Here is a 14,488-nt window from a genome sequence, read left to right on the forward strand (position 1 = left end):
AGTTTGGAGAGTTTGGAGAGTTTGGAGAGTTTGGAGAGTTTGGAGAGTTTGGAGAGTTTGAACAGGTTACTATGCAGCGATAACAATGAAATGAAGGTGCACAGCCTCTGCCGGGGATACCGGGCAATCCGCAGCGCTGAGGTGGAAGCAGATGGCCAGGAGACGCCAACATGGACGTTGGCGTCAGGCGAAGTCGGGTCAGGGATGACACGTCTTCGCCGGTCCGTCCGGCCAGATGCTGTAACCGAAGGTATCACGCAGCGCGTGACGCGAGGACCGACCGGAAGCTCCGGCAGAGGCTGGGAACCTGGCACGGATTTATCAGCGACAATCAATCACCAGGCAGCGCCTTCAACTGCGCAATCTGCTGCCGCCAGCGCGCTACCGCTCCCGCCTCATCCTTCAGACTGAACGTCACCCCGCTGGTTACCGTCGCATAGGGCGCACGGTGAATCACCACCTGCTGTACGGCGGCATCAAACACCGCCAGCTGAAGATCGGTAATCGTTTCCTTACGCTTATGCGCCAGCGCCTGAATCTCAATCACCGCGCCGTCATCGACCAGCGCCAGAGTCATTTTCCCGTCGCGGGCCAGATTGGCGGTGGTGGTGGAACCGGGCCAGATGGCGAAACGTAGCTGCTGCGGAGAAACAGCGATGATCTCCCCCACACTCAGCTGCGCCGCATATGGCCAGCCGTTGCTGCCAACGCTGGAAAGACGAATCGCCTGATGCAGATGGCTGTCCGGCAGTGAGCCATCCAGCAGGGTCAGCAGCGTTTCAGATAAAAAGGTGTCACTCATAGAAAACTCCATGTAAAAATTTCAGCATCAGCATCAGCATCAGCATCAGCATCAGCATCAGCATCAGCATCAAGACTCGTATTCTTTACATCCGGCGGCCAGAGCCAGCGATAAACCATGACTCCCGCGTTGCGGACGACAAGAATAAGATATCGCCCTTATCCGGCCAGCATCTTCCCGCGTACAATCACCTTGCCGGGCTTGATATCGCTCTCGGTCGCGCGCCGAATGGCCAGATTAATCACCTGCCAGGCCATCTCGTGCAGATCGTGGGAAATGCAGGGGAAATTAAAGCCGTAGATCGCCGCATGGGAAACCTCATCAATGCTGAACAGCGACACATCTTTCATTGGCTGAAGTTGGCGATCGATGCAGGATTTTATAATCCCCAGTGAGATTTGGTTGTTACAGCCAACAAAAAAGTCCGGCGGCGGGTTGTTTTGCAGATAATCACTGGTGACGCGGGCGGCGATATCCATATAGAAATCGGCGTACAGCACCTCGAAACTAGCGACTTTACCCGCCAGCGCGGCGCTCAGCCCGGTTACGCGCTCGCGCGCCACGTTGGAATCCTCAGGACCGGAAACCACCACCACCCGCTGCGCTTTGCGATCCAGCAAATAGCGGCCCGCCTGAAGGCCGCAGTCCAGATTATCGATATATACCCCGCTGCACGAACTGATATCCAGTTCGCGATCCACCAGGATCACCGGGATATTTAACGCTTCCAGCTGCGCCATATAGGCGGGTTGATAGTTGCGATCCGAAGAGATCACCGACAGCACAATCGCATCAACGTTATAGCCAATCAGCTTGTCGATGATGCGATTTTCATGCTCCTGCGACTCACGGGAATCGAAAATCAGCGTATCGTAGCCCGCTTTTTCCGCTTCCAGCGTCATCAGCCGAGTCAACCCGCCAAAGAACGGATTGCCCATATCCGGATTAACGATGCCGATGGTTTTACTGTCCCGCGCACGCAGGTTACGCGCGGCGGTGTTGACCACGTACCCCATCTCTGAAGCGGTTTCCAGTACCCGCTTCAACGTTTCAGGATGCACCTTGTCCGGATGAGAGAACGCACGCGACACGGTAATTTTACTGACGTTTGATTGTGCGGCAACGCTCGACAGCGTGGCCTTCATTTTCCGGCCTGGCGGCAATTTGTGCTCCTGATTCTTCGAATATCATTTTGTACCATTACCGTATCATGACAGATCGCCAGACCTGAAGCGAGTCAATCCTTGCAGGCGTTTATCCCAGGCGGTTTACCCGGGGATCGGTAAAGACATCCAGATCGTCGCGGCTTTCCGAAGAGAATTCAGATACCACCGCGCCGCGCTCACCCGCCTGGAACCAGTGACGGGTATTAGGTGCAATAGTGTACTGCTCACCCGGTCGTAGCAAAATGTAATTTCCTGCTGTATACCACTGTTCCGCACCTTCCGGCGGCTGGCCAATCCCTGCCGAGGAGGGCAGGCTGTCGTCGTCAACAAACAGCCAGACCTCGCCCCACCGGCAGCGGAAGGTTTCCTGTTTGCCCGGTGTGCCGTCAAACGGCGGATGCAGATGTTCAGGGCAGGTCTGGCGTGGGAACAGCACCAGCTCCTTGGCGCAGTAGCGCGGCGTATTAATGTAGGTCAGCAATTGCAGGCCGGATATCGGGTAGTCCGGCAGTCCGAAGGTGGCAATTTCAATCTGCTGCTGCTCGGCCTCGGTAAGCTGAATGCTGGCCTGTTGCAGATAATCGTGGGTCTGTTCAATGGCCTGTTGACGCGTACTCATGATCTTCCTCCGGAGATAAAAACTGGTATCGGTAACATCGTAAAAACGATCCCTGGATCGTTTTTATTGCCTCTCATGCGCCATTATCCGCCTCGAAACGATGTTTCAGTAATGAAAAAGCCAAAAATTTAACCGGAGTCACACATTTTTAACCCCGAATCCGATATTGTCGCTGTCATATTAATGTTATCGATACCATTTAGATATCACCGGGAGCCGAATATGAAAGCGTTAGTTCTTGCAGAAGCAGGCAAAATTGCCATTGAAGATCGTCAGTTTGATGAGCAGCTGGGCGACACCGATGTTGAGATCAAGATCCATTCTGTCGGGATCTGCGGCAGTGATGTGCACTACTACCAGCACGGACGTATCGGGCCATTCGTGGTGGAAGCGCCGATGGTGCTGGGCCATGAAGCCTCCGGTGTGGTGCTGGCGGTCGGCAAAGGCGTGAAGCATTTACAGCCTGGCGATCGCGTGTGCATGGAACCGGGCATTCCGGATATGCAGTCGGCGCAGTCGCGGGCCGGGATCTATAACCTCGATCCGGCGGTACGCTTCTGGGCTACGCCGCCGATCCACGGCTGCCTGCGTGAAACGGTGATCCACCCTGCGGCATTTACCTTTAAGCTGCCGGACAACGTCAGCTTTGCCGAGGGTGCGATGGTCGAACCGCTGGCAATCGGTATGCATGCCGCCACTAAAGCGGCGATCAAGCCGGGCGATATCGCCCTGGTGATCGGTGCCGGTCCTATTGGTGTAGTGACCGCGCTGGCGGCGCTGGCGGGCGGCTGTTCCGACGTGATTATCTGTGATCTGTTTGATGAAAAACTCCAGGTGGCGGCGAACTACGAAGGCCTGCACGCGGTAAATATCAAAAGCGGTCAGCTGGCTGCCACCGTGGCGCGCCTGACCAGCGGCAATGGCGTTGACGTGGTGTTTGAGTGCAGCGGCGCGAAGCCAGCGATTGCCGGGATCAGCGAACATATTGCACCGGGCGGCACCGCAGTGCTGGTTGGCATGCCTATTGACGCCGCGCCGATGGATATCGTGGCGGCCCAGGCCAAAGAAGTGACCTTCAAGACTATTTTCCGCTACGCCAATATGTATCCGCGTACCCTGCGCCTGCTCAGTTCCGGCAAGTTGCGCGTTCAGCCGCTAATTTCACAAACCTATAAGTTTGTCGACAGCGTGGCGGCGTTTGAACGGGCGGCGGCGGGTAACCCTGACGACATCAAAATCATGCTGGAAATGGAGTAAGTCATGGCGCTGTATGCGGGCATTGACTGCGGTACCCAGGGTACCAAAGTGGTGATTGTTGATGACCAGAGCGGGACTCTCCTCGGTAGCGGTAGCGCGTCACATCAGCTGATTAGTGATTCATCCGGGCGGCGCGAGCAGCAGGCTGAATGGTGGACTGACGCGCTGATCGCTGCCTTTAAACAGGCAACGGTGGCAGCGGGCGTGGACCCGCAGCAGATTGCTGCGCTGTCGGTTTCCGGCCAGCAGCACGGTTTCGTGGCGCTGGATGATGCCGGAGAGGTGCTGCACGCGGTCAAACTGTGGTGCGACACCAGTACCGCCGATGAAAACGCCTGGCTGCTGGCACAGCTGGGTGGAGAACAGGGCTCACTGGATCGGCTTGGACTGACGGTCGCCACCGGCTATACCGCCTCAAAAATCGTCTGGTTTAAACAGCAGCATCCTGAACTGTGGCAGCGGCTGGCAACGGTGCTGCTGCCGCACGATTATCTGAACTTCTGGCTGACCGATGTGCGCTGCGCCGAGTACGGCGATGCTTCCGGCAGCGGACTGTTTGATATCCGCCAGCGCTGCTGGGATCGCCGCACGGTGGAACTGATCGACGACAGCGGCCGCCTGTGGAACGCGCTGCCGCCGCTGATTTCAGCCGAACGGCCGGTGGGCACAGTGTGTGAACGGGCGATGGCTGCACTGGGTCTGCGCCCGGGTACGCTGGTGGCCAGCGGCGGCGGTGACAATATGATGGCGGCTATCGGTACGGGCAATATCCAGCCCGGGATACTGACCATGAGCCTTGGCACATCCGGTACGCTGTTTGCCTGTTCTGACAGCCCCGTGGTGGCGGATTCCGCGATGATCGCCGGATTCTGCTCCAGCACCAACGGCTGGCTGCCGCTGATTTGTACCATGAATGTGACCTCGGCGACGACTACCGTACAGCATCTGCTGAATCAGGATCTGGCATCGTTTAATCAGGCGCTGGAACAGGCGGAGCCGGGCGCGGGCGGGATGCTGCTGCTGCCGTTCTTCAACGGCGAGCGGGTTCCGGAACTGCCGGCGGCGAAGGCCAGTCTGCACAATCTGGACAGCGATAATCTGACCCCGGCGAACCTCTGCCTGGCGGTGGTGGAAGGGGCGACCTACGGCCTGCGCTTCGGGCTGGATCTGTTCCGCCAGCAGGGCGTGGCGGTCGGTGAGATCCGTCTGACCGGCGGCGGGGCTAACAGCCCGCGCTGGCGGCAGATCGTAGCCGACGTGATGGACTGCCCGGTGGTGTGCCTGCATGAAAAAGAGAGCGCGGCGCTGGGCGCGGCGATCCAGGCCATCTGGTGCCATCGGCTGCACGGCGGTAGCGAGTGCTCCCCGGCCGCGCTGCTTGCCGAACTGAGCCAGCAGTTTGTGCGGCTGGACGAAAGCAGCCGCGCGCAACCTGACGCTGACCGCACGCGCCGCTATGCCGATCTCTATCAGCGCTACCTGCATTTACTGCACAAAGAGTACGAGGTGAGTTTATGAGTCAGTCAGCCGGAGGAGAGCAGTCCGCTTATCTGCTGGAGGTCAGCGGCGTGAAGAAGAGCTTCGGGCCGGTAGTGGCGCTGAAGAATGCCGAATTCTGCCTGCGGCGGGGATCGATCCACGCCCTGTGCGGCGGCAACGGCGCGGGGAAATCGACGTTTCTCAGCATTTTGATGGGGTTTGTTCAACCCGACAGCGGCGATATCTTTATCAACGGCAAGCGCTGTGAGTTCTCTCATCCGAAAGAGGCGCTGGCGGCCGGCATTGCTATCGTCCAGCAGGAACTCAGCACCATAGCTGACCTGACCGTAGCCGAAAATATCTGGCTGGGACGCGAGCCGCGCCGCTTTGGCTTTGTGGATTTCCGCCGGATGAATCAGCAGACCGCCGATCTGCTGGCGGATCTGCACTTCACCCTGTCGCCGACCGAGAAGATGCGCAATCTCAGCGTGGCGGAGCAGCAGTTGGTGGAGATCGCCAAGGCGCTGTCGCACGCCAACGCCGACATCATCATTATGGATGAACCGACCTCGGCGATTGGCGAAGAGGACGTGCAGAAGATTTTTCAGGTGATCACCCGGCTGGCGCAGAAGGGTAAGGGGATTATCTATGTTTCGCACCGGCTTGCGGAAATTTTCCAGATCGCCGACAGCTACACCATTTTCCGCGACGGCAGCTATATCCACGAAGGCCTGCTGAGCGATATCACCCGTGAGCAGCTGATTGAACATATTATCGGCGGCGAGTTTGAAAACGAGTTCGCCAAGTTCAATCGTCCCGGCGATGAAGTGATGATGCAGGTGAATAACCTGAGCTGGGGAAGAAAGGTGCGGGATATCAGCCTGACGCTGAAGCGCGGAGAAATTCTCGGTATTTATGGCCTGGTGGGTTCAGGGCGCAGTGAGTTTCTCGACCTGATATTTGGCATTCGCCACGCCGACAGCGGAACGGTGCAGCTGGGCGGGAAAACCCTGGCGCGCCATTCGCCGAAGGAGTCGATTGCCAGCGGTATTGCCTATGTGACGGAAGATCGCAAAGAGACCGGTTTAGTTTTGTGCCGGTCGGTGAATGAAAACATCAATATCGCCTCGTTCCAGGATATCAGCCGGGGAGGATTTATCAGCGATCGCCGCGAGCAGCAGCGTACCCGCGAGATGATCCAGCGTTTTAACGTCAAAACCCCGGACGGCGATCAGCTGGTGGGCAATCTGAGCGGCGGTAATCAGCAGAAAGTGGTGCTGGGGCGCTGGGCCCTGGTCGATCCGCAGGTGATGCTGCTGGATGAACCGACGCGCGGCATTGATGTCGGCGCGAAAAAAGAGATTTACCGCTTTATGTCCGAATTCGCCCTGAAGGATCGCGGAATTATTATGGTTTCCTCCGAGCTGTCGGAAATTATTGGTATGAGCGACCGCATCCTTGTCTTTAAAGATGGTGCACTGGCCGGGGAATTATCGGCTGATAATGTCACCCAGGCGGAATTAATGAAGCTGGCGGTGTAAATCCGCTTTAACTATCTGGCGGGAATCAGTGGCCGTTAATTATCCGGCTTCTGAATTCTGACCGGCTTAAAAGAGAAAAAATGATGAACTCGACTCATTCACTGACACCTGGGTTGTCTTTATTCGCCCGAAATAAGCGTCACCTGCATAAATACGGCATTATTATCGCATTCTTCGTTCTGTGCCTGGTGGTAACGGCAATTGGTGAAGTTCAGGTTGCCAAAGGCGCCTGGAGCAGTAATTACTTCCTCAGTAATGAAAATATGCTGATTGTTCTGCGCCAGATTTCAATTAACGGCATTCTGGCCATCGGAATGACCTTTGTAATTATTACTGCCGGGGTGGATCTGTCGGTAGGGTCGGTGCTGGCGCTGAGCGGCATCGTGGCCGCGCGCTTTGCCACCACCAACACCGGGCTGGCGATTGGCGATACCGCTCATGCGGTGCTGATGCCGCTGATTATCGCGCTGGGCATCGGCATTGTTTGCGGTCTGCTGAACGGCACGATTCTGGCGCGCTACCGCCTGCAGCCGTTTATCGTCACCATGGGCATGCTCTCTGCGGCGCGCGGGCTGGCGCTGCTGACCACCGACGGTAACCCGGTCTCGCAGCTTAACTCAGACTTCCGCTGGTTAGGCAATGGCTACGTGTTGGGCATTCCGGTGCCGGTGATCTTGTTTGTGGTGCTGTTCGCTCTGGCCTGGGTATTGCTGAATAAAACCCTGTTTGGCCGCTACGTTTACGCGGTGGGCGGTAACCAGAAAAGCGCCCGCACTTCAGGCATCAGCGTGGTGAAAATTAAGGTGCTGGTATACACCCTGTGTGGCGCACTGGCCGGGATTGCCGGGTTGATCCTCACCGCTCGCACCGGTTCGGCGCAGACCAACGCCGGGGCCGCCTACGAGCTGGATGCCATCGCCGCCGTGGTGATTGGCGGTACCAGCATGGCCGGAGGTGTGGGAACGCTGGTCGGTACGCTGTTCGGTATTTTAATTATCGGTGTAATGAATAATGGCCTGGATCTGCTCGGCGTGCAGTCTTATTACCAGCAGATTATTAAAGGCGCATTGATTGTGGTTGCCGTACTGCTCGATCCGTCGCGTAAACAACAGCGCGATTAATACTGTGTTCGCGGAATAAATAAATAGCCTGTCTAACAGGTGAGTATCCTACAAAAACCAGGAGTTAAAATGCACAAGATGACAAAAATAGCCCTGCTGACCTCCGGCCTGTTAATGGGCAGCATGGCCGCTCACGCCGCACCGGTTAAAATTGCCGTGCTGATGTACGGAATGAAAGCGGAATTTGTCCAGCTGATGGAAAAAGCCGGTAAAGAACACCCGGCGGTAAAAAGTGGCGACGTACAGTTAACCGTTTACGACGGACGATACGATCCGATGGTACAGAATAATCAGGCGGAAACGGCCATTCAGACCCACGCCGACGCGATTATTATTAACCCAATGGACTACGAAGCAAATATCGACGTGGTGACCATGGCCAACGAAGCGAAAATTCCTGTCGTGGTGACCAACGCGCGCCTGAATACCGACAAGATGACCTCCGAAGTGGTGTCCGATGACGTGCTCGGCGGCTATCTGGAAGCCAAAGCGGTACTGAAGAAAATGAACTGCAAAGGCAACGTGGTGATTATTGAAGGACCGAAGGGCGGCAGCGGTGAGATCCAGCGCGGCCAGGGCAACGATAAAGCCATCGCCGAATGCGGTGCCGGTAACGTGAAGGTGCTGGAGCGTAAAACGGCCAACTGGTCACGCGCCGAAGCGCTGCCGCTGATGGAAAACTGGTTACAAAAACACCGTGGACAGATTAACGGCGTGATCGCGCAGAACGATGAAATGGCACTGGGCGCGATTGAAGCGATCAAGGGTGCCAATCTGAATGTGAAAGACTTTGCGATCGCCGGTGTGGACGGCGTTTCCGATGCGATCCGTGCGGTGCAGGCGGGTGAGATGGTCTCCATTCTGCAGGATGCACACGCGCAGATGCAGGGTTCGATCGACGTGGCGCTGCGTGCGGTGAAGGGCGACAGCTATCAGCCGCAGTCGACCATCTGGAAACAGTACGAAGGTAAAATGGCCTGGGACGACGGCAAATCAAAACGCTACTCCGTGCCGTGGACCGAAGTGACGCCGGAAAACGCTACCCAGCTGCTGGACGCACGTAAGTAATCTCCCGCCGGGCCACCTTGAGTTAGCGGGTGGCCCTGTTTTTGCGTGTGTCTCTGCCGCAATATTCACAAATGTTTTGTGACAAAAATATGAAGTTTATTTTATAGTTCAGCTTTATCTTGGTAGATTGTTTTTTGTTCTGCCATCTTTAGATAAACGGCACGACAACCAACCTGATTTAATCTCTCGCCGACAGATGTTCTTAATCTTCCCCTAAGAAAATTCATTTATGTTCTGTGTATAGTCGCGAGGCTAAGATAACTCACCTGTTGTTAGTGAGTTACTGTCTCGGTCTGTTTTCGTGGCTAACGGCGATGTTTTTACCGTTGGCGTTTTCACGGGGCTATCCCAACTATCATCCACTTTTCCCGAGGTGCGGTTTTGCACGCCCCACGGTTAATTTCTGCCAGCTTATTGGTGATAACTGTTTAGTGAGATTAATCAATGTTGGAGTTTTTACCTTTTTCCCGCCCGGCGATGGGCAGTGAAGAACTTGACGCGCTGGCAGAGGTTTTGCGCTCCGGTTGGATCACCACCGGACCTAAAAATCAGCAGCTTGAGCAGGAATTTTGCCAGTTAACCGGTAACAGTCATGCCATTGCCGTCAGTTCAGCAACTGCCGGGATGCACGTCACGCTGATGGCGCTGGGCATTCAGGCGGGCGACGAAGTCATTACGCCGTCGATGACCTGGGTTTCCACGCTGAATATGATTGCGCTGCTGGGTGCCACACCGGTGATGATCGACGTCGATCGCGATACGCTGATGGTGACCCCTGAATTGATCGAGGCGGCGATCACCCCGCGAACCAAGGCCATTATTCCCGTGCACTATGCCGGTGTGCCGGCAGATATTGACGCGATTCACGCGTTGGGTAAACGCTACGGCATTGCCGTGATTGATGATGCCGCTCATGCTGCCGGTACCTTCTATCAGGGCCGCCACGTGGGGGCGACGGGAACGGCGATTTTTTCTTTCCACGCCATTAAAAATATGAGCTGTGCCGAAGGTGGCCTGGTGGTGACCGACGATGCGTCTCTGGCTGACCGCGTGCGCAGTCTGAAGTTTCACGGGTTGGGGGTTGATGCCTACGATCGCCAGACTCACGGCCGTGCGCCGCAGGCGGAAGTGATCGCGCCAGGGTACAAATACAACCTGGCCGATCTGAATGCCGCTATTGCCCTGGTGCAGCTGAAAAAACTGGCGCAGCATAATGCCCGCCGCGAGCAGATCGCCCGCCGCTATCTGCTTGAACTTGCCGATACGCCTTTCCTGCCGCTGAAGCAGCCCGACTGGCCGCACCAGCACGCCTGGCATCTGTTTATTCTGCGTATCGATCCGCAGACCTGCGGCCTCAGCCGCGATGAGCTGATGCAGCGCCTGAAGGAACAGGGCATCGGTAGCGGGCTGCATTTCCGTGCGGCCCACACGCAAAAATATTACCGCGAACGCTTCCCTGACTTAACGCTCCCCAATACGGAGTGGAATTCCGCGCGCATTTGTTCCATCCCGCTGTTCCCGACGATGACCGACGAAGATACCGATCGCGTTATCGCCGCACTACGCCAGATTGCAGGTAAATAAGATGACAGACCAGGATATTAAAAAGGTCTCGGTGGTAATCCCGGTTTACAACGAACAGGAAAGCCTGAACGAGTTAATCCGCCGGACGCAGGCCGCCTGCGACACGCTGACGGTGGATTACGAAATTCTGCTGGTGGATGACGGCAGCAGCGACAGCTCGGCGGAGATGCTGACCGCAGCCGCCGAACTGCCGGGAAGTAAGGTGGTGGCGGTATTGCTGAACCGTAACTACGGCCAGCACTCGGCGATTATGGCCGGGTTCAGCCACGTGTCCGGCGATCTGATTATTACCCTGGACGCGGATTTACAGAATCCGCCGGAGGAAATTCCCCGGCTGGTCGCGGTGGCGATGGAAGGCTATGACGTGGTCGGCACCGTACGCCAGAACCGCCAGGACAGCTGGTTCCGCAAATTTGCCTCGCAGATGATTAACCGCCTGATCCAGCGGACCACCGGCAAGGCAATGGGGGATTACGGCTGCATGCTGCGTGCCTATCGACGCCATATCATCGATGCGATGCTGCACTGCCACGAGCGCAGTACCTTTATCCCGATTCTTGCCAACACCTTTGCCCGCCGGGCGACGGAAATTCCGGTAATGCACGCCGAGCGGGAATTTGGTGATTCCAAGTACAGCTTTATGCGGCTGATTAACCTGATGTACGACCTGATTACCTGCCTGACCACCACGCCACTGCGTCTGCTGAGCGTGTTCGGCAGCATCATCGCGCTGTCGGGATTTGCCATTGCGGTACTGCTGGTAGTGATGCGGCTGTTCCTCGGCCCGGAGTGGTCGGCGGAAGGGGTGTTTATGCTGTTTGCCGTGCTGTTTATTTTTGTCGGCGCGCAGTTTGTAGGTATGGGCCTGCTTGGTGAGTATATCGGACGCATTTACAACGATGTCCGCGCTCGCCCTCGCTATTTTATTCAGCGCGTTGTCAGTCACAACGCCGACTCCACACAGGATAAGCAATGATGAAAGCCGTGGTTTTTGCCTACCATGATATTGGCTGCGCGGGTATTCGCGCGCTGCATACCGTAGGGTTCGAGATCGAAGCCATTTTCACCCATGCGGATAATGCCGCTGAAAATCAGTTTTACGCCTCGGTAGCCCGCACGGCGGCAGAGCTGGGCGTGCCGGTCTATGCCCCGGAGGATGTGAACCACCCGCTGTGGGTTGAGCGCATTAAAGCGATGGCGCCGCAGGTGATTTTCTCCTTCCACTATCGCCAGATGCTGAGTGAGGCGATCCTCAACAGCGCCAGCGAAGGGGCATTCAATCTGCACGCTTCGTTACTGCCTCGCTATCGTGGCCGCGCGCCGCTGAACTGGGTGCTGGTCAACGGCGAAGAAGAAACCGGCGTGACCCTGCACCGCATGGTGAAGCGGGCCGATGCCGGGGCGATTGTCGCCCAGCAGCGGGTGGCTATCGATCCGCAGGATAATGCACTCACGCTACACCGCAAGCAGTGTCTCAGCAGTGCCGAGCTGCTGGCTGCCAGCCTGCCCGGTATTTTACGTGGTGATTTTACCGAGCGGGAACAGGATGAGAGTCAGGCGAGCTACGTCGGGCGTCGCACCCCGGAAGACGGGCGTATTGACTGGACTCTGCCCGCCCACCGTATTCACAATCTGGTGCGTGCGGTGACCGATCCGTGGCCGGGGGCATTCAGTTTTGTAGGTTCCGGCAAATTTATCGTCTGGCAGTCGGCGGTCAGGCACGATTTCCCGGCGGCGAAGCCGGGCACCGTGCTGTCGGTGAACCCGCTGGTGGTAGCCACCAGCGAGGGCGCGCTGGAGATCGTTACCGGCCAGGGCGACAGCGGTGTTTATATGCAGGGCCGGCAGCTGGCGCAAACGCTGGGGCTGGTCAGCGGGGCGATCCTGCACAATCAGCCGGTTTCGGCGATTAAACGCCTGACCCGCGTGCTGATCCTCGGTGTAAACGGTTTTATCGGCAATCATCTGACCGAGCGCCTGCTGCAGGATGATAACTTTGAAATTTACGGCCTGGATATTGGTTCAGACGCCATCAGCCGCTTTGTGGGCCACCCGCGCTTCCACTTTGTCGAGGGGGATATCAGCATCCACTCGGAGTGGATTGAGTACCATATTAAGAAATGTGATGTGGTGCTGCCGCTGGTCGCCATTGCCACGCCGATTGAATATACCCGTAATCCTCTGCGTGTCTTCGAGCTGGATTTTGAAGAGAACCTGAAGATTATTCGCGACTGCGTGAAGTATCAGAAGCGCATTATCTTCCCGTCTACCTCCGAAGTGTACGGTATGTGTACCGATGACACCTTCGACGAAGACCACTCGAATCTGGTGGTCGGGCCGATTAACAAACAGCGCTGGATTTACTCCGTCTCCAAGCAGCTACTCGATCGGGTTATCTGGGCCTACGGCGAGAAAGAAGGGCTGCGCTTCACCCTGTTCCGGCCGTTTAACTGGATGGGGCCGCGGCTGGATAACCTCAACGCCGCCCGTATCGGCAGCTCGCGGGCGATTACCCAGCTGATCCTCAATCTGGTTGAAGGTTCACCGATTAAACTGATCGACGGCGGGCGGCAGAAGCGCTGCTTTACCGATATTCGTGACGGGATTGAAGCGCTGTTTTTGATTATTGAAAACAAGCAGCATAACTGTGACGGGCAGATTATTAATATCGGTAACCCGGAAAACGAAGCCAGCATCAAGCAGCTGGCGGAGCAGCTGTTGGAGAGCTTTGATCGCCATCCGCTGCGCGATCGCTTCCCGCCGTTCGCCGGATTCCGCGAGGTGGAAAGCAGCAGCTATTACGGTAAGGGCTATCAGGACGTTGAGCACCGTAAGCCATCGATTCGCAATGCGAAGCGGCTGCTCGGCTGGCAGCCTGAGGTGCCGATGAACCGCACCATCGACGCTACGCTGGACTTCTTCCTCAATTCGGTGGATGGCGGAGAGTCAGCTGAATGATCAACGTTGGTCTGCGTATTGATGTTGATACCTGGCGCGGGACCCGTGACGGGGTGCCGCGTCTGCTGGAAATTTTGCAGCAGCAGCAGACTCAGGCGAGCTTTTTCTTCAGCGTTGGCCCGGACAATATGGGCCGCCACCTGTGGCGGCTGCTAAAGCCGCGTTTTCTGTGGAAGATGCTGCGCTCCAACGCGGCATCGCTTTACGGCTGGGATATTTTGCTGGCGGGAACCGCGTGGCCGGGGCGTAATATTGGCCGGGGCCATGCGGATCTGATCCGCGCAGCGGCGGAGCAGCATGAAATCGGGCTGCATGCCTGGGACCATTTCGCCTGGCAAACCTGGGCAGGCGTTTGGCCGAAGGAGAAGCTGCATGCGGAGATTGAACGCGGTGCCAGTGAGCTGGCGGAAATCCTCGGCAGGCCGGTTAACTGTTCTGCCGTGGCGGGCTGGCGTGCTGACGGACGGGTTGTAGCGGCTAAGCAGCATTTCGGCTTTGCCTGGAACAGCGACTGCCGGGGGACGCATCCGTTCCGGCCACGTCTGCCGGACGGTAAGCCGGGCACGGTGCAGATCCCGGTAACGTTACCTACCTGGGATGAAGTGGCAGGGACTTCGGTGAGCCGCCAGGCGTTCAATGACTTTATTCTCGACCGCATCATTGAGCAGCGGAATGGCGTGCCGGTCTATACCATTCATGCCGAAGTCGAAGGCATCGCGCTCAGTGCGATGTTTGACGATCTCCTGACCCAGGCGCGGGAGCGGGGTATTCGCTTCTGCCCGCTGGGTGAGCTGCTGCCCGATGATGTTACACAGCTGCCGATGGGCAGCATTGTCCGGGGTAGCTTCCCCGGCCGCGAAGGCTGGTTGGGATGCCAGCAATTTATTGAGTGA

General features: G+C 57.0%; 13 protein-coding genes. 9 read left to right on the forward strand and 4 right to left on the reverse strand.

What is annotated here, in order from left to right; genetic code table 11:
• Positions 1–331: 331 nt before the first annotated feature.
• The 4 genes from IBT46_RS21320 to IBT46_RS21330 form a co-directional block, all read right to left on the reverse strand.
• On the reverse strand, positions 332–802 hold the full coding sequence (locus IBT46_RS21320) for a pyridoxamine 5-phosphate oxidase (protein WP_200547328.1): 471 nt from the start codon (positions 800–802) through the stop codon (positions 332–334).
• Complete coding sequence (locus IBT46_RS27605; RefSeq protein WP_255567239.1) at positions 799–921, reverse strand: hypothetical protein; 123 nt, start codon at positions 919–921, stop codon at positions 799–801. The genes IBT46_RS21320 and IBT46_RS27605 overlap by 4 nt, the downstream gene beginning before the upstream one ends.
• A gap of 39 nt (positions 922–960) precedes the next feature.
• A complete protein-coding gene (locus tag IBT46_RS21325; RefSeq protein ID WP_200547394.1) occupies positions 961–1,947 on the reverse strand; it encodes a LacI family DNA-binding transcriptional regulator in 987 nt (328 codons plus the stop codon).
• 109 nt (positions 1,948–2,056) lie between these two features.
• Positions 2,057–2,587, reverse strand: a complete 531-nt coding sequence (locus IBT46_RS21330) for a D-lyxose/D-mannose family sugar isomerase (RefSeq protein ID WP_200547329.1) — start codon at positions 2,585–2,587, stop codon at positions 2,057–2,059.
• A 222-nt stretch (positions 2,588–2,809) separates the two neighbouring features.
• Between IBT46_RS21330 and IBT46_RS21335 the strand changes: the two genes are divergently transcribed.
• From IBT46_RS21335 to arnD, 9 genes are all read left to right on the forward strand, one after another.
• Entirely contained in the window at positions 2,810–3,844 is a 1,035-nt protein-coding gene (locus IBT46_RS21335) for an NAD(P)-dependent alcohol dehydrogenase (RefSeq protein WP_105590991.1), read from the forward strand.
• A 3-nt stretch (positions 3,845–3,847) separates the two neighbouring features.
• The gene (gene xylB / locus IBT46_RS21340; RefSeq protein WP_200547330.1) at positions 3,848–5,362 is read left to right on the forward strand and encodes a xylulokinase; all 1,515 of its coding nucleotides are present in this window, start codon (positions 3,848–3,850) and stop codon (positions 5,360–5,362) included.
• On the forward strand, positions 5,359–6,864 hold the full coding sequence (locus IBT46_RS21345; protein ID WP_200547331.1) for a sugar ABC transporter ATP-binding protein: 1,506 nt from the start codon (positions 5,359–5,361) through the stop codon (positions 6,862–6,864). The genes xylB and IBT46_RS21345 overlap by 4 nt, the downstream gene beginning before the upstream one ends.
• Positions 6,865–6,947: 83 nt before the next feature.
• On the forward strand, positions 6,948–7,985 hold the full coding sequence (locus tag IBT46_RS21350; RefSeq protein ID WP_105590994.1) for an ABC transporter permease: 1,038 nt from the start codon (positions 6,948–6,950) through the stop codon (positions 7,983–7,985).
• Positions 7,986–8,063: 78 nt separating this feature from the next.
• Positions 8,064–9,053, forward strand: coding sequence for a substrate-binding domain-containing protein (locus IBT46_RS21355; protein ID WP_370569512.1), 990 nt, complete (start codon positions 8,064–8,066; stop codon positions 9,051–9,053).
• Positions 9,054–9,497: 444 nt separating this feature from the next.
• The gene (gene arnB, locus IBT46_RS21360; protein WP_200547332.1) at positions 9,498–10,637 is read left to right on the forward strand and encodes a UDP-4-amino-4-deoxy-L-arabinose aminotransferase; all 1,140 of its coding nucleotides are present in this window, start codon (positions 9,498–9,500) and stop codon (positions 10,635–10,637) included.
• Between the two features lies 1 nt (position 10,638).
• Positions 10,639–11,613: an undecaprenyl-phosphate 4-deoxy-4-formamido-L-arabinose transferase gene (gene arnC, locus IBT46_RS21365; protein WP_200547333.1), complete on the forward strand. Its 975-nt coding sequence runs from the start codon at positions 10,639–10,641 to the stop codon at positions 11,611–11,613.
• The gene (gene arnA, locus IBT46_RS21370) at positions 11,613–13,595 is read left to right on the forward strand and encodes a bifunctional UDP-4-amino-4-deoxy-L-arabinose formyltransferase/UDP-glucuronic acid oxidase ArnA (protein ID WP_200547395.1); all 1,983 of its coding nucleotides are present in this window, start codon (positions 11,613–11,615) and stop codon (positions 13,593–13,595) included. The genes arnC and arnA overlap by 1 nt, the downstream gene beginning before the upstream one ends.
• The gene (arnD, locus tag IBT46_RS21375; RefSeq protein ID WP_200547334.1) at positions 13,592–14,488 is read left to right on the forward strand and encodes a 4-deoxy-4-formamido-L-arabinose-phosphoundecaprenol deformylase; all 897 of its coding nucleotides are present in this window, start codon (positions 13,592–13,594) and stop codon (positions 14,486–14,488) included. Before arnA ends, arnD begins: the two co-directional genes overlap by 4 nt.

The sequence above is a fragment of the Erwinia sp. S38 genome (genome assembly GCF_016624545.1).
Lineage (GTDB): Bacteria > Pseudomonadota > Gammaproteobacteria > Enterobacterales > Enterobacteriaceae > Erwinia > Erwinia coffeiphila.

What these genes read in the sequence shown, in the direction of transcription:
- IBT46_RS21355 (WP_370569512.1), top strand. Translation starts at nt 8,064, where the DNA reads ATGACAAAAATAGCCCTGCTGACCTCCGGCCTGTTAATGGGCAGCATG.
- IBT46_RS21320 (WP_200547328.1), bottom strand. Translation starts at nt 802, where the DNA reads ATGAGTGACACCTTTTTATCTGAAACGCTGCTGACCCTGCTGGATGGC.
- IBT46_RS27605 (WP_255567239.1), bottom strand. Translation starts at nt 921, where the DNA reads ATGGTTTATCGCTGGCTCTGGCCGCCGGATGTAAAGAATACGAGTCTT.
- xylB (WP_200547330.1), top strand. Translation starts at nt 3,848, where the DNA reads ATGGCGCTGTATGCGGGCATTGACTGCGGTACCCAGGGTACCAAAGTG.
- IBT46_RS21350 (WP_105590994.1), top strand. Translation starts at nt 6,948, where the DNA reads ATGAACTCGACTCATTCACTGACACCTGGGTTGTCTTTATTCGCCCGA.
- IBT46_RS21330 (WP_200547329.1), bottom strand. Translation starts at nt 2,587, where the DNA reads ATGAGTACGCGTCAACAGGCCATTGAACAGACCCACGATTATCTGCAA.
- arnA (WP_200547395.1), top strand. Translation starts at nt 11,613, where the DNA reads ATGAAAGCCGTGGTTTTTGCCTACCATGATATTGGCTGCGCGGGTATT.
- IBT46_RS21335 (WP_105590991.1), top strand. Translation starts at nt 2,810, where the DNA reads ATGAAAGCGTTAGTTCTTGCAGAAGCAGGCAAAATTGCCATTGAAGAT.
- arnB (WP_200547332.1), top strand. Translation starts at nt 9,498, where the DNA reads ATGTTGGAGTTTTTACCTTTTTCCCGCCCGGCGATGGGCAGTGAAGAA.
- IBT46_RS21345 (WP_200547331.1), top strand. Translation starts at nt 5,359, where the DNA reads ATGAGTCAGTCAGCCGGAGGAGAGCAGTCCGCTTATCTGCTGGAGGTC.
- IBT46_RS21325 (WP_200547394.1), bottom strand. Translation starts at nt 1,947, where the DNA reads ATGAAGGCCACGCTGTCGAGCGTTGCCGCACAATCAAACGTCAGTAAA.
- arnD (WP_200547334.1), top strand. Translation starts at nt 13,592, where the DNA reads ATGATCAACGTTGGTCTGCGTATTGATGTTGATACCTGGCGCGGGACC.
- arnC (WP_200547333.1), top strand. Translation starts at nt 10,639, where the DNA reads ATGACAGACCAGGATATTAAAAAGGTCTCGGTGGTAATCCCGGTTTAC.